Annotated in this window: 15 protein-coding genes; 6 read left to right on the top strand and 9 right to left on the bottom strand. The window is 72.5% G+C overall.

Annotated elements, in window-relative coordinates:
- Nucleotides 1-142 precede the first annotated feature (142 nt).
- Nucleotides 143-835 (top strand): O-methyltransferase, encoded by a 693-nt coding sequence (locus tag BMY89_RS20475; RefSeq protein ID WP_372433270.1) that lies wholly within the window; start codon nt 143-145, stop codon nt 833-835.
- Between the two features lie 42 nt (nt 836-877).
- Here BMY89_RS20475 and BMY89_RS20470 read toward each other — a convergent pair whose 3' ends face one another.
- Nucleotides 878-1,924, bottom strand: a complete 1,047-nt coding sequence (locus BMY89_RS20470) for an RNA polymerase subunit sigma-70 (protein ID WP_092381643.1) — start codon at nt 1,922-1,924, stop codon at nt 878-880.
- Nucleotides 1,925-2,099: 175 nt separating this feature from the next.
- Here BMY89_RS20470 and BMY89_RS20465 point away from each other — a divergent pair, with 175 nt between their 5' ends.
- Together BMY89_RS20465 and BMY89_RS20460 are read left to right on the top strand one after the other, a co-directional pair.
- Nucleotides 2,100-2,927, top strand: a complete 828-nt coding sequence (locus BMY89_RS20465; RefSeq protein ID WP_092381642.1) for an SAM-dependent methyltransferase — start codon at nt 2,100-2,102, stop codon at nt 2,925-2,927.
- Nucleotides 2,928-3,132: 205 nt separating this feature from the next.
- Complete coding sequence (locus BMY89_RS20460; RefSeq protein ID WP_232521443.1) at nt 3,133-3,624, top strand: DUF1579 family protein; 492 nt, start codon at nt 3,133-3,135, stop codon at nt 3,622-3,624.
- Nucleotides 3,625-3,776: 152 nt separating this feature from the next.
- Here BMY89_RS20460 and BMY89_RS20455 read toward each other — a convergent pair whose 3' ends face one another.
- Nucleotides 3,777-4,529, bottom strand: a complete 753-nt coding sequence (locus BMY89_RS20455) for an SDR family NAD(P)-dependent oxidoreductase (protein ID WP_092381640.1) — start codon at nt 4,527-4,529, stop codon at nt 3,777-3,779.
- Nucleotides 4,530-4,696: 167 nt separating this feature from the next.
- Here BMY89_RS20455 and BMY89_RS20450 point away from each other — a divergent pair, with 167 nt between their 5' ends.
- Nucleotides 4,697-5,833: a glycoside hydrolase family 113 protein gene (locus BMY89_RS20450; protein WP_232521442.1), complete on the top strand. Its 1,137-nt coding sequence runs from the start codon at nt 4,697-4,699 to the stop codon at nt 5,831-5,833.
- A 159-nt stretch (nt 5,834-5,992) separates the two neighbouring features.
- Here the strand turns inward: BMY89_RS20450 and BMY89_RS20445 are convergent, their stop codons facing one another.
- A complete protein-coding gene (locus BMY89_RS20445; protein ID WP_092381639.1) occupies nt 5,993-7,204 on the bottom strand; it encodes a cytochrome P450 in 1,212 nt (403 codons plus the stop codon).
- Nucleotides 7,205-7,522: 318 nt separating this feature from the next.
- On the opposite strand from BMY89_RS20445, the gene BMY89_RS20440 reads away from it, so the two are divergent.
- Nucleotides 7,523-8,047 (top strand): NUDIX hydrolase, encoded by a 525-nt coding sequence (locus tag BMY89_RS20440; protein WP_092381638.1) that lies wholly within the window; start codon nt 7,523-7,525, stop codon nt 8,045-8,047.
- 266 nt (nt 8,048-8,313) lie between these two features.
- A complete protein-coding gene (locus BMY89_RS20435) occupies nt 8,314-8,745 on the top strand; it encodes a DUF6069 family protein (RefSeq protein ID WP_092381637.1) in 432 nt (143 codons plus the stop codon).
- Between the two features lie 100 nt (nt 8,746-8,845).
- On the opposite strand, the gene BMY89_RS20430 is transcribed toward BMY89_RS20435, so the two are convergent.
- The 6 genes from BMY89_RS20430 to BMY89_RS20405 all read right to left on the bottom strand — a co-directional run bounded on the left by BMY89_RS20430 (nt 8,846) and on the right by BMY89_RS20405 (nt 19,861).
- Nucleotides 8,846-9,619 (bottom strand): hypothetical protein, encoded by a 774-nt coding sequence (locus BMY89_RS20430; RefSeq protein ID WP_092381636.1) that lies wholly within the window; start codon nt 9,617-9,619, stop codon nt 8,846-8,848.
- A 212-nt stretch (nt 9,620-9,831) separates the two neighbouring features.
- On the bottom strand, nt 9,832-10,701 hold the full coding sequence (locus BMY89_RS20425) for an alpha/beta fold hydrolase (RefSeq protein ID WP_092381635.1): 870 nt from the start codon (nt 10,699-10,701) through the stop codon (nt 9,832-9,834).
- A gap of 548 nt (nt 10,702-11,249) precedes the next feature.
- Entirely contained in the window at nt 11,250-11,720 is a 471-nt protein-coding gene (locus BMY89_RS20420) for an enediyne antibiotic chromoprotein (protein ID WP_170147762.1), read from the bottom strand.
- A gap of 199 nt (nt 11,721-11,919) precedes the next feature.
- Nucleotides 11,920-13,572 carry a (2,3-dihydroxybenzoyl)adenylate synthase gene (locus tag BMY89_RS20415; protein ID WP_092381633.1) on the bottom strand — a complete coding sequence of 551 codons (1,653 nt, stop codon included), beginning with the start codon at nt 13,570-13,572 and terminating at the stop codon, nt 11,920-11,922.
- A complete protein-coding gene (locus tag BMY89_RS20410) occupies nt 13,569-18,749 on the bottom strand; it encodes a type I polyketide synthase (RefSeq protein ID WP_092381632.1) in 5,181 nt (1,726 codons plus the stop codon). Before BMY89_RS20410 ends, BMY89_RS20415 begins: the two co-directional genes overlap by 4 nt.
- Before the next feature lie 65 nt (nt 18,750-18,814).
- The gene (locus tag BMY89_RS20405) at nt 18,815-19,861 is read right to left on the bottom strand and encodes a methyltransferase (protein ID WP_092381631.1); all 1,047 of its coding nucleotides are present in this window, start codon (nt 19,859-19,861) and stop codon (nt 18,815-18,817) included.
- Nucleotides 19,862-19,945: the final 84 nt, after the last annotated feature.

Here is a 19,945-nt window from a genome sequence, read left to right as displayed (position 1 = left end):
TCCGTGCGCGACCACCGCGGGTCCGTCCTGTCGCGCCCTCGGCACCGTGGAGGATGCGGCCGGCGGCAGGGCGCGGCGACGATCGGGCCAGACACCTGAACCCGGCCGGGCGCCGGCGGGACGACCAGGAAGGGGCGACCGTGTGAACGCGTCGTTGGGGGGCGGGAACGCCAAACACGTACCGGTCAACCAGGTGTTGCGGGAGTACCTGCTCGCCTCGACCTCGGCACCGGACGCGACCGTCCGCGACCTTGCCCGTGCCACGGCGGAGCTCGGTGAGGTGGCGGGGATGATGGTGCCGGTGGAGCAGGTGGCGCTGCTGACCCTGCTGACCCGGCTCGTCCACGCCCGTACGGTGATCGACGTCGGCACCTTCACCGGGCTGTCGGCCCTCGCCTTCGCCCGCGGTGTCGCTCCCGGCGGCACGGTGGTCACCTGCGACAACAGCGACCGCTGGCTGGAGCTTGCCCGGGCGCACTGGCAGCGGGCCGGGGTTGCCGACCGGATCGACTTCCGGCTCGGGCCGGCGGCCCGCACCCTGCGGGCGATGCCCGAGCGGGCGGCCGTGGACATCGTCTTCGTCGACGCCGACAAGCTGAACTACCCGACCTACTACGAGCTGGTGGTGCCGCTGCTGCGTCCGGGCGGTCTGTTGTTGCTGGACAACGTGCTGCTCGACGGCTTCGTGACCGCGCCCGACCTGGCCGCCGACCCGCTGCAGCGGCGGTGCGCCGCCGTGCTGCGTGAGGTGAACGCCGCCGTGGCGGCCGACGACCGGTTGGAGGCGGTGATGCTGCCGATCGCCGACGGGCTCACCGTCGCGCGGCGGCGCTGACCGGTACCGGCGTCGCGGCACCGGCCGGCGCCGCGACACCGGTCACAGGTGGTGGGGCAGGTCGAAGGCGGAGAAGACCTCCGGCGGGAACGCGGTGATCTCCGCGATCATGCCGCCTTCCACGCGGAAGACGTTGAGGACCTGCGGGCGGTACAGCGACTCGCCCGGCCGCCGGACGTACCCGGCGACCGCCGGTTGCCGGTTCGCGCGGGTCCCCAGCGCCCGCCACTCGCCGAAGTAGGCCGGCGAGGTCGGGTCGAACTGGGCGAGCAGCCCGGCGGTGAACGTCTCCCGACCGACGATCCAGAACGGGTCCGGCGGCATGGTGACGCGGACGTCGGCTCGCAGGAGCTTGGCGAAGCTCACCGCGTCGGCCTTCTCCAGCGCCTCGATGCATCGTTGGACGAGCGCCCGCTCGGCCTCGGCCGGATCCGTGGTCGCGCCCCACTCGATCGGGCGCGGCGGCAGCCGGTCCTTCAGCGTGGCGCGGGCCCGTTGCAGGGCGCTGTTGGCGGAGGCGAGGCTGATGCCGAGCATCGCGGCGGTCTCGTTCGCCGGCCAGGCGAGCACGTCGCGCAGGATCAGCACGGCCCGCTGCTGGGCCGGCAGGTGCTGGACCGCCACGAGGAAGGCGAGCTCGATCGTCTCGCGCGCCACAACCTGCGAGTCGGGTTGACCCTCCGGCGGTGCGACGACGTCGAGCAGCCGGTCCGGGTACGGCTGGAGCCAGGGCACCTCGTCGGTGGGCGGCGGCGCGGTGTCCGGGTCCGCGCCGAGGGCCGGCTGCCGGTGCGGCAGTGGCGTGCGCGCGTTGGCCCGCAGGAAGTCCAGGCACACGTTGGTGGCGATGCGGTACAGCCAGGCGCGGACGGCGGACCGCCCCTCGAACGTCTCCCGCTTGCGCCACGCCCGCAGGTAGGTCTCCTGGACGAGGTCCTCCGCGTCCTCGAAGGACCCCAACATCCGGTAGCAGTGCACCTGCAACTCGCGTCGGTGCCGGTCGACCAGTGCCGCGAAGCTCGGCTCGTCGATGATGGAGGTCTCCTGCTCGGTGTCGTGCTGGGCCGCGTCCGCGCCGAGGTCCGCCATCGAGCTCTCCCCAATCCCTCGTGGATCAAGCATCCACGGGCCACTATACCGACGCAGCCGTGGGGCCGACGTCGTCGTGGGCGGCGATGCCCGGCAAGGCGGGAGGTGAGCGGGGCGGCGGTGGATGTGAGGGTGATGTCACGGCCGACCGGCGATGAGACCGAAACGAGGGGCGATGGATTCGACGACACCCACCACGGGCGACATCAGCCGGATGTACGACGAGACCGCCGCGTTGTCGCAGGTCTTCATCGACGGTCAGGAGCACCTGTCCTACTGGTACGACGATCGTGACGGCACTCCCGTCGTCGAGGCGGCCCGGCGGATCACCCGGAAGGCCGGTGCGGCGGTCGACCTGCGCCCCGGCGAACACGTCCTCGACGCGGGCTGCGGCGTCGGGGCTCCGGCCGTGCAACTGGCCGAGGAGTACGGCGTCCGGGTCACCGGGGTGACCGTGAGCGCGGTCCAGGTGCGGGAGGCGCGGAGTCGGGCTGGGCGGGCCGGGGTCTCCGCCCGGGTCGAGTTCATCCGCGGCGACTACCACCGGCTCGCCCTCGCCGACGAGTCGGTCGACGCCGTGGTGGCCATCGAGGCCCTGGTGCACGCCGTCGACGTGGCGGTGCCACTCACCGAGTTCCACCGGGTCCTGCGCCCCGGCGGTCGGCTGGCCATCACCGACTGCACCCGTGAGCAGCACGTGAGTGCGGCGCAGGCCGCCACCTTCATGGCGGATTTCAAGATCGCCCAGCTGCACTCCGTGCCGGAGTGGATCTCGCTGCTCGGTGCGGCCGGCTTCGAGGTCGAGGAGTACACCCAGTGCGGGCCGCGGGTGTACGGGATGGGCCTGCGGTACCTCAACCGGGTCGAGGAGTTGCGCGACGAACTGACCGCGAGCTTCGGCGCGGAGATGGTGGACACCCTGACGGCGTCGTACCGGAGCTACTTCAGCCGGCAGGCCGACATCGGGTACGCGATCATCGCGGCGCGTAAACCGTACCGCTGACCTGCCCGCCCACGGGCGTGCGTGCCCCGCCTGGCCGGGGCACGCACGCCCGGCCGTCGTGCCCGGACCGGCGGGCCGCCGAAAGTCCGCCGACCGTACCGATGAGTCGCCCGTGCCGGAGGCGTCACAACAGACGTGGCGCGAGCGTTGTTCGACTTGATGTCACACCAGGAGCCAGTCCGCGGAAATGTTGGAGGAGCGACCCGTGTCCGACAATGCCCAGCAGACGCCCATCCCGCCGCAACCCGCCCCGGAGCTGCGCCGTCTCGACTTCCTCGTCGGCACCTGGAGGCTCAGCGGCAAGACCGAGGTCGGCCCGATGGGTCCGCCGGCGGAACTCTCCGGGACCGAGACCTTCCAGTGGCTGTCGGGCGGCTACTTCCTCGTCCACCACTGGGACTGCGTGATCGACATGGGGGCCGCGGGCCGGATCCCGGATGTCGGCTACGAGTTCTTCGACTTCGACTCCGAGACCCGGAAGTACCGTACGCACTACTTCAGCAGCTTCGGGCCCTTCAACGAGGAGCAGAGCCGCTATGTCGGCGACTTCGAGGACGGCAGGCTCGTTCTGGTCGGTCCGGCCAAGTACGTGCGCCAGGCCAGCGACGACCGGACGATCAGCTACGACTGTGACTTCCCGGCGCCCGACGGCACCTGGGTCACCTTCATGCACGCCACCCTGACCCGGGTCTCCTGACCGGAGACGGACCGGGCGGGCACCGCGCGATCGAGCACACCCCGAGGAGATCGCGCGGTGCCCGCCCCGGCGTGGGGTACCGGGTCCACCACGCCTGGTACGCCGACCCGGCCGGCAGGGGTGACCTGCTCCCGCAGGAGGGTCACCAGGTATCAGTTCGGCACCGAGGTGATCAGGCCACCGTCCACCAGCAGCTCCTGGCCGGTGATGTAGGACGAACGGTCGGACAGCAGGAAGACCACGGCCTCCGCCACCTCGGCCGGGCGGCCCAACCGCCCCAACGGCACCTGGCGGCGGGCGCCCTCCCGGGCCTGCTCCGTGTCGGCGATGCCGAGGAACATGTCCGTCACGATGTAGCCCGGGCTCACCGCGTTCACCCGGGTGCCCCGGGTACCGAGATCGGCGGCGAGGGAGCGCGCGAGGTTCACCACCGCGGCCTTGCCGGCCGCGTACAGCGGGGTGGTCGCGATGCCCCGGTGCACCAGCCAGCTCCCGTTGACCACGATCGCCGCGCGGTCGGCCAACAACGGCAGCGACTTCTGGATCGTCTGGAAGACCCCCCGGACGTTGGTGTCGAGCAGGTCGGCGTACTCCACGCCGGTCACTTCGGCGCAGGAGTTGAACCGTGCGATGCCGGCGTTGGCGAACACCCCGTGCAGGCGGCCGACCCGGTCGCGTACCACCGTCATCAGGCGGTCGAGGTCGGACTCCTTCGCCACGTCGGTGGGGACCGCGACGACGCGCCCGGCGGCGTCGAGCGTCTCGACCGCGCCCCGCAGCCGGGCGGCGTCGCGGCCGGCGATCACCACCTTGGCCCCCGCGTCCAGCAACGCACGCGCGGTGGCCAGGCCGATGCCGCTACCGCCTCCGGTGATCAGGACTGTCCTGCCGTCGAACTCCGCCATGCGCCCAGCGTGGCAGTGGCGGGTGGGCCGGGCACCTTCGTCCGTGCCCGGTCGGCGGGCGACGCGTCGCCGGTGGCCGCACGTCCGAAGGTGCGCCGGTGGCGCGCCGGTTGGGAGGGTCGAGCCCGGACACGTCGCACCAACACCACGTCAACAGGGAGATCGCGATGACCGGCAGTCCGCAGCCCGACATCCCGCACGGTGCCGCCGAGCGGGATGTCCTGCGCTCGGTGGGGGTCACCTACGACACCGGCACCAACTTCGCCACCGGACAGGGTGAGCTGTCCCGGGTGCTCTGGAGCGCCGGCCGGATGGCCGACGAGATCGGCGCGATCCGGCGGCGGCTGCACTGCAACTCCGTGACGGTCTACGGCAGCGACCTCGGGCGGCTGGCCGACACCGCGCGTACGGCGGCCGAGGCCGGGCTGCACGTCTGGCTGCAACCGCGGCTCGTCGACCGGTCACAGTCGGAGATCGTCGACCACCTCGCCGAGGCGGCCCGGGTCGCCGAGCGGCTGCGCCGGGACGGGGCCGCCATCAGCTTCTCCGCCGGCTGCGTCCACTCCGTCTTCACTCCGGGCCTGGTGCCCGGCGGGCGCTACCACGAACGGATGGCCAACATCTTCGCCGACGCCGACCACCAGCTCCTGAGGCCGACCGACACGGTCGACCCGGTCGACGGCAACAAGCGGCTCAACCAGTTCCTCGACCGGGCGGTGGACGCCGTGCGATCGATCTTCTCCGGTGGGGTCGGGTACGCGGCGGCGCCGTTCGAGGACGTCGACTGGCGGCTGTTCGACGTGATCCGGCTGATGCACTTCTACACGCTCGGCTACCCGGCCCGCGACGAGGACCGGGTCGCGGAGATAGCGCGGTACCACCGGTGGGGCAAACCAGTGATGATCGCGGAGTTCGGCACCGCGACGCACGCGCGCGCCGCCGAGATGGCCTTCCTCTCCTTCGACGTGGTCGACCGCGGTGCAGTCCCGCCGACCGTCCGCCCCGGCGTACGGCGCGACGAGCCTGCCCAGGCGGACTTCCACCAGCGGATGCTGGACGTCTTCGTCCGGGCCGGGGTGCACGGCGTGGCGGTCAGCGAGTTCATCCACCCGACCCACCCGTACTCCGCCGACCCCCGGCTCGACCTGGACGTGGCGAGCATGGCTCTGGTCCGGACGGTCCGCGAGGACCACCACGACCCGGCGTCTGCCTACCGGTGGGAGCCCAAGCAGTCCTTCCATGCCCTCGCCGCGCGGTACGCCTCGCTCGGTGCGGCGGTGCCGCCCACCAACCGGGCCGGCTGAGCCCCGGTGGCCCGTCCGCCGCCGCCGCGGGTGGGCCACCGGAGCGCCGCGCGGACCACGCCGGAACGCCGCCACGAGGCGGGTCAGCGCTCGCGTGGCGGCGTTCACCGGCGGACGCACCGGGCCGGATCCGGTGGTGCGTCCCGGGTCGCGGTGCGGTTACCAGGTCACCAGCAGGGCAGTCAACCGCTCCATCGGACCGGTGGTGTTGCTGCGGACCTCCTCGGCCGGTACGGCGAGCCGTAGTCCGGGCAGCCGCTGGGTGAGCGTGCGGAAGGTCAGCTCCAGCTCGATCCGGGCCAGGTTCTGCCCGATGCACTGGTGGATGCCGAAACCGAAACCGAGATGGTGGCGTGGCGACCGGGTCACGTCGAACTCCTCCGGGGTGGGCACCAGTGCGGTGGTGAAGTTCGCGGCGGCGGCGCCGATCAACACGCCCTCACCTGCCCTGATGCGGTAGCCGGCGATCTCGATGTCCGCCAGCGCCACCCGGGAGATCGCCTCCACCAGGGAGACGTACCGCATGATCTCCTCCACCGCGCCGGTCACCAGCGCCGGGTCGGCCCGGAGCTTGGCGAACTGGTCGGGATGTTCCAGCAGGGCCAGGCTGCCCAGGGAGATCACGTTGGCGGTGGTGTCCTGCCCGGCGATCAGCATGAGCATCGCGTAGAGGATCAGCTCGTCGCGGCTCAGCCGACCCTCGCGTACCTGGTCGGCGATGAGGTCGTCGAGCAGCCCGGTGCCCGGCTCGCGTTCCTTCGCGGCGATCAGCCGGCCGAAGTAGTCGGTCAGCGCTGCCATCGCCGCGGCGGCCCGGTCCGGGTCGGCGTCGAACAGCTCCCGGGCCGGCCCGGCGAAGGCCACCCGGTCCTCGTACGGCACGCCGAGCAGGACGCAGACCGCCATGGACGGCACCGGCAGCGCGAACTCGGCCACCAGGTCCGCCGGCGGCCCGGCCGCCACCATGGCGTCGATACGCTGGTCCACGATGTCCTGGATGGCCGGGCGCAGCGCGTTCATCCGACGCACCGAGAAGCTCGGGATCAGCATGGCGCGCTGCCGGGTGTGCACCGGCGGGTCGACGCCGATCAGGACGTCGGTGTAGCCGGTGTTCGCCAGCTCCGCCATCTCGGCGCTGAGCGCGGGGAAGCCGTCGGCCCGGGCGTTGATCGACAACCGGCGGTCGGCGAGCAGGGCCCGGGCCTCCGTGTGCCCGGTCACCAGCCACGCCTCCCGTCCGTCGTAGAGCCGTACCCGGGACAGCGGTCCCTCGGCCCGGAACGCCGCGTAGTCGGCGGACGGCCGGTACGGGCACTGCCGTCCGATCGGGAAGGTCGGCCGCTCGGCGGGTGTCGTCGTTGGGGTCGACATGCGTTCTCCTCCTGGTCAACTCTCGTCACCGGCCGCCGCGGTGCGTCCGACGGGTGGCCGCGACCCCGCCGCCGGGGCGCCGGGCAGTTCCGCGCCGGGCCACAGGCGTTGATGCCCCACTCAGCCTGCCCGGGAGAGCCCTGGGTGTCTTCTTGCCTCGTGCGGCACCGTGCCGAGGGCGACGCCGGTCAGCGCAGGCTGGAAGATGTCAGCCGCCCGAGATCACCACGACGCTGGGAGGCGGGGTGGGGCGGCGGGGTCGCCCCACCGACGCGTGGGCCCGGGCGGGCCTCGGCGTTGTCGCCGGAAGGGGCGGAGATGCGTTGGTACGTCGAGTCGGAGCGGACGATCTACCGTGACCGGTGGTTGCACCTGCAGGGTGCGGACGTTGTGTTGCCGAACGGCGTCCATCTCGACCACCGGGTCATCCGCCGACCGGACGCCGCGTTCACCGTCGTCGTGGACCGTGACCGGATCCTGCTGCTGTGGCGGCACCGGTTCATCACGAACACCTGGGGCTGGGAGATCCCGGGTGGCGCCGTCGAGCCGGGGGAGGAGCCCGTCGCGGCGGCCCGGCGGGAGACGGCGGAGGAGACCGGGTGGCGGCCGGACGGGATTCTGCAACCGTTGGTGCGCCTGCAACCGATGGCCGGCCTGCTGACCGTGCAGCATCACGTGTTCCGGGCCGAGGAGGCGAGCTATCTCGGCCCGCCGGTGGATTTCTGGGAGGCCGACCGGGTGGTCTGGGTGCCTCGACCAGAGGTGCGAAGGCTGATTGCGGCCGGTGACATCGTTGAGGCGACCACTCTGGCCGCGCTCCTGCACCTGCTCACGCTCGGCTGACGTCGACCCCGTCGAGCCGGCGAGCCGGTAGCCCGTAATTCGGTATCGACTGAACCCTTTCGGCCCGAATCGCGTACCACGCCGACCTTGCGGTCCGACGCACCGAAGGGAGAAGGAAAAAGAGGACCGACTGGGGGCTTGCACAAATGAGGCGTTCGGGCCTCCCGGTGATGGTCGGCCGGCGGTACGATCAGGACACTCGAGCCTTTCGGAGATGTGTCGGGTGCCCGTGTCACGAAGCCATTCAAACGATCTGGGGATGGGTCATGGATTCTGCTGTCTCACCGGCCATCGCAAATTCGGAAAGTCACGGTCCGCGCTGGCGCCAGCGCGCGATCGGGGTCCTGGCGGCGGTGCTGGCCGCTGTTCTCGTCTGGGTGGTGGCGGTACCGCTGGCCGGGGTGGACCTGGCGGCCACGGTGGCGGAGGGGGAACCGCCGATGGAGATCGGCGTGGGCGCGGTGATCGCCTCATCGCTGATCATCTCGCTGCTCGGGTGGGCGCTGCTCGCACTGCTGGAGCGGGTCACCCGACACGGCCTGCGCATCTGGATGATCGTGGCGGTGCTCTTCACGGTGCTCTCCCTCACCGGGCCGTTCCTGGCGGAGAGCGGTGCGGCGACGGCCGTGCTCGCGTTGATGCACCTCGCCGTCGGTGGGGTTCTCATCACGGCGATGGCACGCAGCGCCGGCCGCTGACACCCGTCGCCCACCGTGTGTGGGCGGTCGTGCCGCTCCACCCACGACGGTCGTGCCTGCGCCGGACGGCGCAGGCACGACCTGGGAGGGCGACGGTGGATCAGCTCAGGGCCAGAGCCCGCTCGTGGACGGTACGGACCGAGTTGACAGCCAGCTGCTCGGTCGGCTCGACGGACCAGATCAGCAGGTCACCATTGGCGGCCAGGGTGAGCTGGGCATCGCACTCCTGGAGCGTCTGCACGGTCTTGTCCGTCGACGCCGGGTCGGTCCAGGGGAGGATGGTGGTGAGGGTCGAGGCGAAGGTACGAGCACCGTTCAGCGCCGGCGCCTCGTGCTCCGCGTAGGAGATACTGCCCCGCAGCGACTCGCCGCTGCCGGTGTCCAGCCGGATGGTGCCGGCGCTGCAGGTCCGCAGCACCTTGGCCACCTTGTCGATCGCCGTGCTGGCACCGCCCGGGATCTGGAACACCGCGGTCATGAAGTACCGCTGGAGACTCTCCGGCGCGGCGGCCTGCGACCGCTCACCGGAGTGCATGTAGCCCTCGACCCCGCTCAGGTCGCCCAGAGCGGTGGTCATCTCCAGGCACGCCCGGGGCTCGGAGGCGATACCGGGGCCGGTGCCGAACTGCCCGGTCCTGACCGCTTCCGCGATGGTGATGGTGGGCTGCACGGACGACGCGGTCTTGCGCTGCTCGCTCTCCGGCACCAGCATCTGCCGGAGCTCTTCGTTGTTGAACTTCGTTGGGGCCGCGGCGGCCTCCTGGGAGCCGGCCGTGGCCGCCCCGTTCCCCGCGAGGAACAGCGTGGTCAGGGCGGCCAGTGCCACCGCGGCGAGGGTGACGACGGTTCGCTTCTTACGCATGTTGTTCTCCATGTCGAAATGGTGGTACGTGATCGCGGAAATGCTCCGCGACCACTGAGGCGGGGGTCGCCCTCCCCTTTCTTTCGCCTCGTGAAATCAGTATGTCGGAACGGTCTACCCGTACCGCCTCCCGTAGTGCGCAGCGGTTTGCGGCCGGTGGATCTATTCGTGCGTTCGTCGTTATATTCGGCACCCGGCAATGAACGGAGGATTTATGTCCGCCGCTACGGTCGGCCGGTCAAACGGATCCGGGCCGCGGCGTGGCGCAGGACGTCGACGAGCCGGTCGGCGAACTCGTACGGGTGGGTGACATGTCCGACGTGCCCGCCGGGGAAGTCGACCATCGTGAGCCCGAGCAGCCGGGCCAGAGCCTGGTTGGGGCGGTAGGCGTACTGCTCGCGCGAGGTGCTGCCGCCGGCCAGCACCAACTGCGCCGCGTACCGGCGCAGCAGCGCCGGATCGGGGCGGTACGCGGGGAAGGTGCGGGTCTCGTGTTCGAACCAGAACACCTGGTTGCGGCGCAGCCGGGCCTGCAACTGCGCGAGCTGCTCTGGCGGGAGCTCGGCGTCCCTGGGTGGCCGCGTCTCGCCCGCCAGGCCAACGTGGTCGCGGAACATCTCGCGGGCGGCCTCGATGCCGTGCTCGCGGTAGGTCAGATACAGGTTGTCGTAGAACGCCAACCAGTGCGCGGCGTCGGGCAGGACCGAGGCGAGTGGTGGCTCGTGGACGACCACGGTGCGCAGGCGGTGCGGATGTGCCTGGAGCAGTGCCAGTGCCACGATCCCGCCGGAGCAGGTGCCGAAGACGTCCGCCGGCCCGTCGACGACGTGGTCGAGCAGATGCCGGGCGTCCCGGGCATCGACCTCGACCCGTCGGTGGTCCACCACCGCCTCGAAGACCGGGCTCCGGGAGAAGCCCCGTCGGTCATAGGTGATCACGGTGTGCCGTGTCGCCAGGGTGTCCGCCAACGGCCCGAACGGCGTGGCGTCGCCGTTGCCGGTGGGAACGCAGAGCAGCGCCGGGCCGTCGCCACGGACCTCGAAGTACAGCTGGGCGCCGGGCACCTCGAGGGTGCCGTGTCGCACTGGACTCATGTGGACCTCCTGGGTCGGACGGTGGGGCGCCGGCACCGGGTCCCGCTGATGCCGGCGGGCCGCAGCGCCCGTACCGAGCGGCGGCGGTGCGGGGCGCGGTCGTCCTTCGTCGGAGGAGGCGGTGACGCCGGCATCGGGGTGGTCCGTGCGGTCGGCCCGCTGACCTGGCGGGCGGTGTCGGCGCACGTGACGAGTCGTGGGTCGACGGTAGGAGCCCCCGGGTTCGGCGGGCACCTTCCTGGATGCGGCCGGGTGTTCCCGCGTCGCCGGACCGGCGGGCCGGCGGGCGGCGGGCGGCGCCGCTGTGCCGTGGTCGCCGGGCCCGGGCGGAACGGCGCCGCCGGGACGCCTCCGGAAATGGGGGACGCAGTGCCGTCACGTGCCGCTCGGATAACCGTCGACAGTATTTTCGTTACCGCGCGGGACGACGTGAGAAGTGCGATTGATAATTGTTCCCGAAGTGCCCGTGTAGCCGTGTACAAGGAAGCCCGGAAACGACTGTTCCGGGTCGCATCGGGATGCGACCCGGAACAGCGTCGTCGGTGGAGCTATCGGAACGAGATCGCGGCGCCCGCGCCCTCACCGAGGTTGTTGAACATGCCGATGCCGCACGGCGTCCTGCTGCAGTGCACGACGCCCCACGGGGTGCCGTCCGGGCCGAGGGTGCCCCGGTAGGTGAGGCGTACCGTCAGCTTGGCGGAGAGCGTGCCGCTGGCGGTCGTGCTGACGCTGATGGTCTCGGCGCCGTTGCACGGCATCTCGTTGCCGACGATGGCGCACTGACCGATGTGGAAGACCGTGCTCGGACGCAGCCCGGCGGCATCGACGGTGACCACCTGGCCGTCGGCGAGGCCCGTCGCCGGGGTGACGGTGACCGTGGGGGCGGCGGGGGCGGGGGCCTCGCCGGGCTTGGTCGGGGCGCTGGCGGCCGGTGCCGATCCGGTGACGGTGAGCCCGAGGGCCATCACCGCACCGATGCCGAGGGCGGACAAGGTGCGTTTCCAGTTCCTGACGGACACGTGAAGCTCCATTTCCTGGACGAGGCACACTTCTGCTGGGACCGGTCGTTTCCGCTCCGAGGGAGCAGGGTGACGTGACCCGACGGAAGGTGGGGCACCCGTGTCGTGATGCATTGTCGTCCGTCGAGCCACATCCAGAGCGCTCTGACAGTTATGACGACGGGTCTGCCGCCGGATAAGCGGTCCGGGGCGAATAATTTCAGCGATCAACCCGTGGCATCAGCATCAGCCGTAGCGCCTTTTTGTCCGGCTTGCCGACCGGGGTGTGCGGCAGCTCGTCCAACACCACGAGACGCTCCGGCACCTTGAACGCCGCGAGGCCGCGTGCGGTCAGTGCCGCGGCCAGCCGACGCAGCGTCAAGCCGCGCCCGGGATGCAGCTGGACGAAGAGACAGAGCCGTTCCCCGACCGCGGGATCGGGCATCGCCACGGCCGCCGCCTCGGCAATCTCCGGCAGCTCCTGCGCGAGCGTCTCGATCTCACCGGCGGAGATCTTCTCGCCCGCCCGATTGATCAATTCCTTGATCCGCCCGCAGACGACGACGTCGCCGCCATCGGTGAGTCGGACCAGGTCGCCGGTGCGGTACCAGCCGGCAGCGGTGTAGGAGACGGCGTTCTGCTCCGGCGCCCGGTAGTAGCCGCGCGGGGTGTACGGGCCACGGGTGAGCAGCTCGCCGATGGTGCCCGCCGCCACCGGTCGTTCCGTACCGGGCTCCACCACCAGCAGCTCGTCGAACGGGCTGAGCGGTCGACCCTGCGTGCGGTACGCGATCTCGGGCGGCGCGCCGACCGGTGTGTAGCAGACCAGTCCCTCCGCCATGCCGTAGACCTGTTGCACCTCGCACCCGAGGGCAGGGCCGAGCGCCGCGGCGAGTTCCGGGGCGAACATGGCCCCGCCGACGTGGACCTGCCGCAGACTGGACAGGTCCCGTCCGCAGTCGGTGGCCGCCACCGTCCAGGTGATCGCGACCGCCGGGACCAGCGAGGTGGTGGTGACCCGCTCCGCCTCGACGGCCGCGAACGCCGGGCCCGGACGGGGCGACGGCAACAGGACCGCCCGGCCGCCGCTGTACAGCGTTCCGAGCACCCCCGGGTTCGCCAGCGGGAAGTTGTGCCCGACCGGCAGCACCGCCAGATAGACGGTGTCCCGGCCGAGCCGGCACACGTCGGCGCAGCGCCGGATGTTGTACTCGTAGTCGTTGTGGGTGCGGGCGATGACCTTCGGCACGGCGGTGGTGCCGCCGGAGAGCAGGAACAGCGCCACGTCGTCCCCGGCCGGGGCGAGGGCGTCCAGCCGGCGGCGCCGCGCCTCGACGTCGCAGTCGGCGCGCAGCAGGGCCCGCCCGTCGACCCCCGGAGCGCGGGTGCCGTCGCCGAACACGAAGACGGGTGTCGGACCGGGCAGCCCGGCCGCCACCCGGTACGCGAGCGCCTGGTGGTCGTAGTCGCGCCAACGGTCCGGCACGATCAACGCCCGGACCCCGACGTGGGCGGCGATCGCGGACAGTTCGTGCTCGCGGTGTTGCGGCAACATCATCACCGGGGCCACGCCCAGCCGGAAGCAGGCGAGCGTGACGACCACGAGCTCCCAGCAGTTCGGCAGTTGCAGCAGGACCCGGTGGCCCCGGCGCAGCCCGTACTCGCTGAGGTGCTCGGCCAGGCTGTCGGCCAACTCGGCCAGCTCCCGGTAGGTCAGTCGGCGATCGCCGTCGACCACGGCGACCTGCTCACCCCACCGGTCCGCCCACTCCCACAGGAAGTCACCGAGCGGGCGGCCGCGCCAGCACTCCGCCGTCCGGTAGGCGTACGCCAGGTCCTCCGGCCAGGTCACGAGCCCGTCGTCAATGGTCATCGCGTGCTCCTCGTGCCGGTGGTGCTCGTCAGGTGGCTGGCGAGGAACTCCGCCACGCCTTCGACAGTCGGCCGGTCCCACAGCAGGGTGGTCGGCAGTGGCAGGCGGAACTCCCGTTCCAGGGCGACCCGGATCCGCGTCGTCATCACCGAGTCCAGCCCCATCTCCGACAGCGGGCGGTGCGGGTCGATCTCGCTGCCGGGTAGTCGCGTCTCGTCGGCGACCTGCGCGCTGATCCGCTCCCGCAGGTGGGCGCGGAGCGCCGCGACGTCGAGCCCGGCCCACGGCGGGTCACCGCCGTCCGGTGCGAGATCCGTCCCGTTTCCCGATTCCAGCTCGCCGAGCAGCGGCGGGCGGCGGCCACCGGCCGTCTCCGGCAGTACCCGCAGCACGACCGGCTCGCCCAGGTCGTGCCGGTGCGCCTGTTCCCAGGCGGCGAACGCCTCGGCGGTGCTGACGTCCGCGGTGCCCCGCGCGGCCAGCTCGGCGTCGATGACCGCGCTGGAGGTGGACATACCGAGTCCCCGCCAGGACGTCCACCGGATGCTTCGCGTCCCGGTGTCGCCGGCCGCGCGCCGGTACCGGGCGAGACCGTCCAGGAAGGAGTTGCCCGCCGCGTAGCTGGCCTGGCCGGGCAGGCCGAGGAGTTGGCCCGCCGAGGAGAAGAGCACGAAGAAGTCGGTGCTACCCGGCGGGAAGAGCGTGTGCAGGGTCATCGCGGCGACCTTGGGCCGAAGCACCCGCCGCAGCGAGGGCTCGTCGAGCGTGTCGACGGTCCGGTCGTCCAGTACCCCCGCCGCGTGCACCACCCCGCGTACCGGCGGCATCCCGAAGGTGGCGGTCCGCAGCAGTCGGGCGGCCTGGTCCGGGTCGGCGATGTCGAGCGGCGCGACGGCGACCGTCACCCCGGACCGCTCCAGGGCCCGGATGGTCCGCACGGCCGCCCGTTGCCCCGGGTCGGTGAGCCGGTCCCACGTCTCGCGGGTCGGCAGGCCGCGCCGTCCGACCAGGACGATCCGGCGGGCGCCGCGCGCGGCCAGCCACGTCGCCACCTCCAGGCCGAGCGCTCCCAGCCCGCCGCTGATCAGGTACGTGCCGTCGGGCCGGCAGGACAGCGGTGGCGCCTGGGGGCCCTCGGTGACCGCCCGCAGCCGTGGGACCAGCGCGTCGCCCTCGCGTACCGCCACCACATCCTCGCCGTGGCCCGTGCCGACGAGGGTGACGAGGGTCGACAGGTCGCGTCCGTCGTCGCCGACATCGACGACGCCACCCCAGGTCCCGGGCCGCTCGCCGCCGATGATCCGGCCCAGTCCCCAGAGTGCGCAGTGGCCGAGCGACTCGCGCCGGGTGCCGGTGCGAACGCCTCGTGTCACGCACCACAGGCGGGCTCCCCGGCCGGCCGCGACCCGTCGCGCGGTCCGGGCCAGCAGCCAGGCGTTCGCGGCGACCAGGCCGGGCACGTCGTCGGTGCCGGCCTCGGCGGGTACCACCAGGACCGCATGGCCGTCGAGCAGCTCGCCGGCGGTGATCTGGTCCGGGTCGGTGACCCGCCGGCACGGCACGCCGCGTTCGTTCATCCGGGCCGCCAGCTCGTCGCCGAGCGGGGTCGGTCCTCCGACCAGAACGACCCCGTCCGGTGGGTCGCCGGGCAGGTGCGGCGCCGGTCGCCAGGCGGTGTCGTACACCAGCGGCGTCCGGTCGTCGAGCTGTGCCACGTCCCGGTCGAGCAGTCCGTAGCGGAGGCCGGTGAGCCGGCCGACCACCTCGTCGTGCGGGTTGACCAGCTCCACGTCGACGAGGTCCGCGGCGCGACGGTGGACGGTGACCCGGGCTCGGGCAACCGCCGCCGGAGACAGCGTGACCCGCGCGATGTGCGCCGGCATCCGCAGCGCCTCCGGGCCGGGAAAGACCACCGACGCGATCGACAACGCGGCGTCCAGGATCGGCGCCCAGCTGTGGCCACCCGGCGCGGCGTCGGCGTCGGCCTCGACGTCGGCGACCAGACCATCCGCGGTACGGCCGAGGTGGCGGACGACCCAGGGAAAGCCCATCGCGGCCACGCCGAGGCAGGCCAACCGGTCGACGACGTGGTTCTCGTCCAGCACGTCGGTCACCGCGGGGGGCGCGTCGGCGCGGGCCGACAGGTCGGCGTGCGGGTCGGCGGCGGCGACGATGTGCGTCACCCAGCCCGCCTGCTCGTCCGGGTCGTCGCCCAGCACGCGGGAGTTCAGCCGTAGGTCCTCGCCCTGACGGACGACCTGGACCTGCCGGGGCCGGGTCACACTGACCGGCGTCCGCAGGGCGACGTCCACCAGGTCGAACCAGCCTCGTCCGGTGGACGCGGCGGAGAGAAAGGTGTTGAGCAGCACGGCGGCGGGCACGATCTCCACGCCACGGATCGGATGCTCCCCCGGGTACGGGCGGCTGCGGTGATCCAGGCGCGTCAGCCAGACGTCGACGGGGGAGGCGCCCCGCACCACCGTCCGTCCGCCGAGCAGCGTGTGGCCGGCCCGGTCGTGGCGGGTACCGGTCGTGTCGGCCGGTGCCGGCGGCTCCGCCGCCCAGTGCCGCCTGCGCTGCCAGGCCGGGGTGGGCAGGTCGGCCAGGTCGCCGTCGGGCCACAGCGTCGACCAGTCCACCGCCGCGCCGTGCCGGTAGAGATCACCGAGGCCGGTCAGCAGCGTCTCGCGTCCCGCGCAGCCCCGGCGCAGCGAGTACGCCACCCGGGTGTCGGCGAGCGACAGACCGGCCAGCGTGTCGCCGATCGAGTGGGCCACGATCGGATGCCCGGAGACCTCCAGGAAGAGCCGGTGACCGTCCTCGGCGGCGGCGGTCACCGCCTGGGCGAAGCGGACGACGCCGCGCAGGTTGCGCGCCCAGTAGTCCCCGTCCCGGGGCGCGGCCGAGCGGGGGTCCGCGAGCGCGGTCGTGTACACCGGTGTGTGGGCGTCGGTGGGCGACAGGTCGGTGGCCGCGCGCCGTAACCCGTCCAGCAGCGGGTCCATCTGTGGGCTGTGGAACGCCACGTCGGAGTTGACCGTCCGCACCCGCGTCCCGTCGGCGCGCCACCGCTCGGCGACCTCGGTGATCGCCGCCACGTCGCCGGAGAGCACGGACGCGTGGGGGGAGGCGGTGATCGCCACGACCACGTCGGAGCGTCCCCGCAGCCGCCGCTCCGCCTCATCGGCGTCGACGTCGACGATCACCATCGCGCCGGCCCCGGCGACACCGCGCAGCAGCGTTGAGCGGCGGCAGACGAGCCGGGCGCCCTGATCGAGGGTGAGCATTCCGGCGGTCACCGCCGCCGCGATCTCGCCGACGGAGTGGCCGATCACGGCGGCGGGGCGCAGTCCGAGCGACCGCCAGGTGGCGGCGAGCGCGACCTGGACCGCGAAGATCATCGGTTGCACCACGTCCACCGGCTGGGCCCGGTCGTCGAGCAGTGCCGACCGCGCCGACCAGCCCGCCTCCGCCCGGAAGACCGGATCGAGCCGGTCGAACACGTCGGCGAACGCCGGGGTGTCGTCGATCAGGTCCCGGCCGAGCCCGGTCCAGTGCGAGCCGTGCCCGGAGAAGACCCAGACGATCCCCCGCTCCCCGGCCGGCGCGGCGTCGGCGGCACCGCCGCGTCCGGTCGCCGCGTGCTCCCGCAGCCGGTCGAGCAGCTCGGTCCGGTCGGCGGCGACGACGGCAGCGCGGTGGGGCAGGTGGCTGCGGCGCCGGGCGAGGGTGTGGCCCACATCGGTGGCGGCCAGGTCCGGGTCCGTTTCGAGGCGGGTGGCGAGGCGGTCGGCGTACTGCCGCAGCGCGGTGGGGGAGGCGCCCGACAGCGGGTACAGCCGGGGCCCGTCGTGCCCGGGTCGGTGCGGCCGGCTCGGCACCGGATCGGGCTCCTCGACGACGAGGTGGGCGATGGTCCCGCCGTACCCGTAACCGGAGATCGCCGCCCGCCGGGGTCTCGCCCCCCGTGGCCAGGGCGTCCCCTCCCGGACCACCCGCACTCGGGAGGACTCCCAGTTCACCGCCGGATTGGGTCGGGTGACCCGCAGGCTCGGCGGAATCAGGTCGTGCCGGAGGGCGAGGACCGTCTTGATCACGCCGGCCACGCCCGCGCCGGCCTCCAGGTGGCCGATGTTCGGTTTCACCGACCCGATCAGCAGTGGACGGGCGGCGGGCCGCCCGACGCCGTAGACCGCCGCGAGCGCGCCCGCCTCCAGCGGGTCGCCGACCGGTGTCCCGGTGCCGTGCGCCTCGACGTAGTCGACGGTGTCCGGGTCGATGCCGGCGTCGCGGCAGGCGCGGCGCATCAGCTCGGCCTGCGCCCGCCCGTTCGGGGCCATGATGCCGTTGGTCCGCCCGTCCTGGCGAACGGCGCTGCCGCGGAGCACGGCCAGGACCCGGTCGCCGTCGCGGCGGGCGTCGGTGAGGCGCTTGAGCACCACCACGCCGCCGCCCTCGCCCCGGCCGTAGCCGTCGGCGTCGGCGTCGAAGGACTTGCAGCGCCCGTCCGGCGCGGTCGCCCCCGCCGCATCGAGGACCAGGGTGAGGCCGGGGGCGGCCATCACCAGCACGCCGCCGGCCAGGGCCAGGTCGCACTCGCCGGTGCGCAGGGCCTGCGCCGCCAGGTGGATGGCGACCAGCGAGGAGGAGCAGGCGGTGTCCACGGTCATGCTGGGTCCGTGCAGGTCCAGCACATAGGACACCCGGTTGGCCACGGCACAGTACGCACCGCCGATTCCGGTCCACGCCTCGACGCGGGGCAGGTCCTCCAGCAGCCGCCGGCCGTAGTCGTCCGTGCCCACCCCCATGAAGACGCCGGTGTCGCCGCCGGCCAGCCCTCTCGGTGGTATCCCGGCGTGTTCCAGCGCCTCCCAGGCCAGCTCCAGCACGATCCGTTGCTGCGGGTCGAGCAGTGCCGCCTCCCGGGGGGTGATGTCGAAGAAGTCGGCGTCGAAGCCGGCGATGTCGTTCAGGAAGGAGCCGTGCCGGGTTGCCCCGCCCACCGCCTCCGCGTGCTCTGGGCTCTGCCGGGCGTACCAGCTCCAGCGGTCGTCGGGAATCTTCCCGACGGTGTCCCGGCCGTCGCGCAGCAACGCCCAGAACGTCTCGGGCGAATCGACGTCACCGGCGAACCGGCAGGCCATTCCCACGATGGCGATGGGTTCGGACGAGGTCATAACAGCTCCTTGACGCGTGGCGAGGGCACCGGACGCGGCGGTCGGGGGTGCGGCCCAGGCGGCGCCTATCGGCGGCCGACGACGAGCGCGTGGCTGAATCCCATGTCCTCGTACCGCTCGACCTCGGAGAAGCCGGCGTCGAGGACCGCCTGTTCCATGTCGGCGGTGGAGTAGGCCATCCCCTCGCCCGAGGCGAGGGCGAGGAAGTAGGGGGACACCAGCCCGGCACTCATCGGGCCGGTGCCCTTGTCGTCCGAGACGAAGTTGTAGACGAGGCAGACCCCGCCGTCCGGCAACGCGGCCCGGCACCGGCGCAGCAGCTCCGTGTTCCGCTCCCGGGACCAGATCTCGAAGATGTGGAAGACGAGGACAGCGTCGGCTCCCTCGGGCAGCGGCTCGGTCAGGATGTCGCCCGCGTGGAAGCGGACGCGTCGCCGCAGGTCCGGATCGTCCACGCGATCGGCGGCGAGCCGGGTGACGCTCTCCTGGTCGAAGACGGTGACCGTGAGGTCCGGGTAGCGCCGGGCGAGGTGGATGGCGTTCGTCCCGTCGCCGCCACCGACGTCGACCGCGTGCCGGACGCCGCTGAGGTCGTAGCGGTCCAGCAGCGGGCCGATCGCCTTGCGTGAGGCGTCCCTCATGTTCGCGTAGAAGACCCGTTGCAGCTCCGGATGGGCGGTGAGTCGTTCGTAGAGGGTGGATCCGGGGCCGTCGAGGTGCCGCAGGCCGACGTTGGTGCCCCGGCGGACGGACTCCGCCAGGTCGGGCAGCGCCTGGTTGATCACCTTCGCCTGTACGTCGACCAGTGGGCCGAGGTAGCGGGGGCCGGAGCGCAGCAGCTTGCGGCGGGTCATCCCGGCGTTGACGTACGCGTCGCCGCGCTTGTCGACCAGCCGCAGCGCGCAGAGTCCGAGCAGCATGATGCGGGCCGGCTGGACCTCGATGCCCAGTGCCTGCGCCAACCGCCGGGGATCCATCCCACCGTAGTGCTCCAGGTGTTCGAAGATCCCCAGCTCCAGGGCCGTACGGAGCAGCTCGAACGCGGTGGTGCCGTGGGCCAGCAGCCGGAGGTAGTCGGCTTCCGTAACCGCCACGTGCCGGTCGGTGCCCATGGTTCTCCTTCCCGCCCGAGCCGGACGGTCCGACCGGGCCTCCCGGTGGTGTGGCGGCTGCGGGGACGCACCGATCGTGGTCGT

It is taken from the genome of Micromonospora phaseoli, assembly GCF_900109115.1.
GTDB lineage: Bacteria > Actinomycetota > Actinomycetes > Mycobacteriales > Micromonosporaceae > Micromonospora > Micromonospora phaseoli.
Note: the sequence above shows the minus strand (reverse complement) of the source record. Positions and strands in the feature narration are given on the sequence as shown.

What these genes read in the sequence shown, in the direction of transcription:
- BMY89_RS20450 (WP_232521442.1), top strand. Translation starts at nt 4,697, where the DNA reads ATGACCGGCAGTCCGCAGCCCGACATCCCGCACGGTGCCGCCGAGCGG.
- BMY89_RS20415 (WP_092381633.1), bottom strand. Translation starts at nt 13,572, where the DNA reads ATGACCATTGACGACGGGCTCGTGACCTGGCCGGAGGACCTGGCGTAC.
- BMY89_RS20410 (WP_092381632.1), bottom strand. Translation starts at nt 18,749, where the DNA reads ATGACCTCGTCCGAACCCATCGCCATCGTGGGAATGGCCTGCCGGTTC.
- BMY89_RS20445 (WP_092381639.1), bottom strand. Translation starts at nt 7,204, where the DNA reads ATGTCGACCCCAACGACGACACCCGCCGAGCGGCCGACCTTCCCGATC.
- BMY89_RS20425 (WP_092381635.1), bottom strand. Translation starts at nt 10,701, where the DNA reads ATGAGTCCAGTGCGACACGGCACCCTCGAGGTGCCCGGCGCCCAGCTG.
- BMY89_RS20405 (WP_092381631.1), bottom strand. Translation starts at nt 19,861, where the DNA reads ATGGGCACCGACCGGCACGTGGCGGTTACGGAAGCCGACTACCTCCGG.
- BMY89_RS20440 (WP_092381638.1), top strand. Translation starts at nt 7,523, where the DNA reads ATGCGTTGGTACGTCGAGTCGGAGCGGACGATCTACCGTGACCGGTGG.
- BMY89_RS20435 (WP_092381637.1), top strand. Translation starts at nt 8,314, where the DNA reads ATGGATTCTGCTGTCTCACCGGCCATCGCAAATTCGGAAAGTCACGGT.
- BMY89_RS20470 (WP_092381643.1), bottom strand. Translation starts at nt 1,924, where the DNA reads ATGGCGGACCTCGGCGCGGACGCGGCCCAGCACGACACCGAGCAGGAG.
- BMY89_RS20430 (WP_092381636.1), bottom strand. Translation starts at nt 9,619, where the DNA reads ATGGAGAACAACATGCGTAAGAAGCGAACCGTCGTCACCCTCGCCGCG.
- BMY89_RS20465 (WP_092381642.1), top strand. Translation starts at nt 2,100, where the DNA reads ATGGATTCGACGACACCCACCACGGGCGACATCAGCCGGATGTACGAC.
- BMY89_RS20455 (WP_092381640.1), bottom strand. Translation starts at nt 4,529, where the DNA reads ATGGCGGAGTTCGACGGCAGGACAGTCCTGATCACCGGAGGCGGTAGC.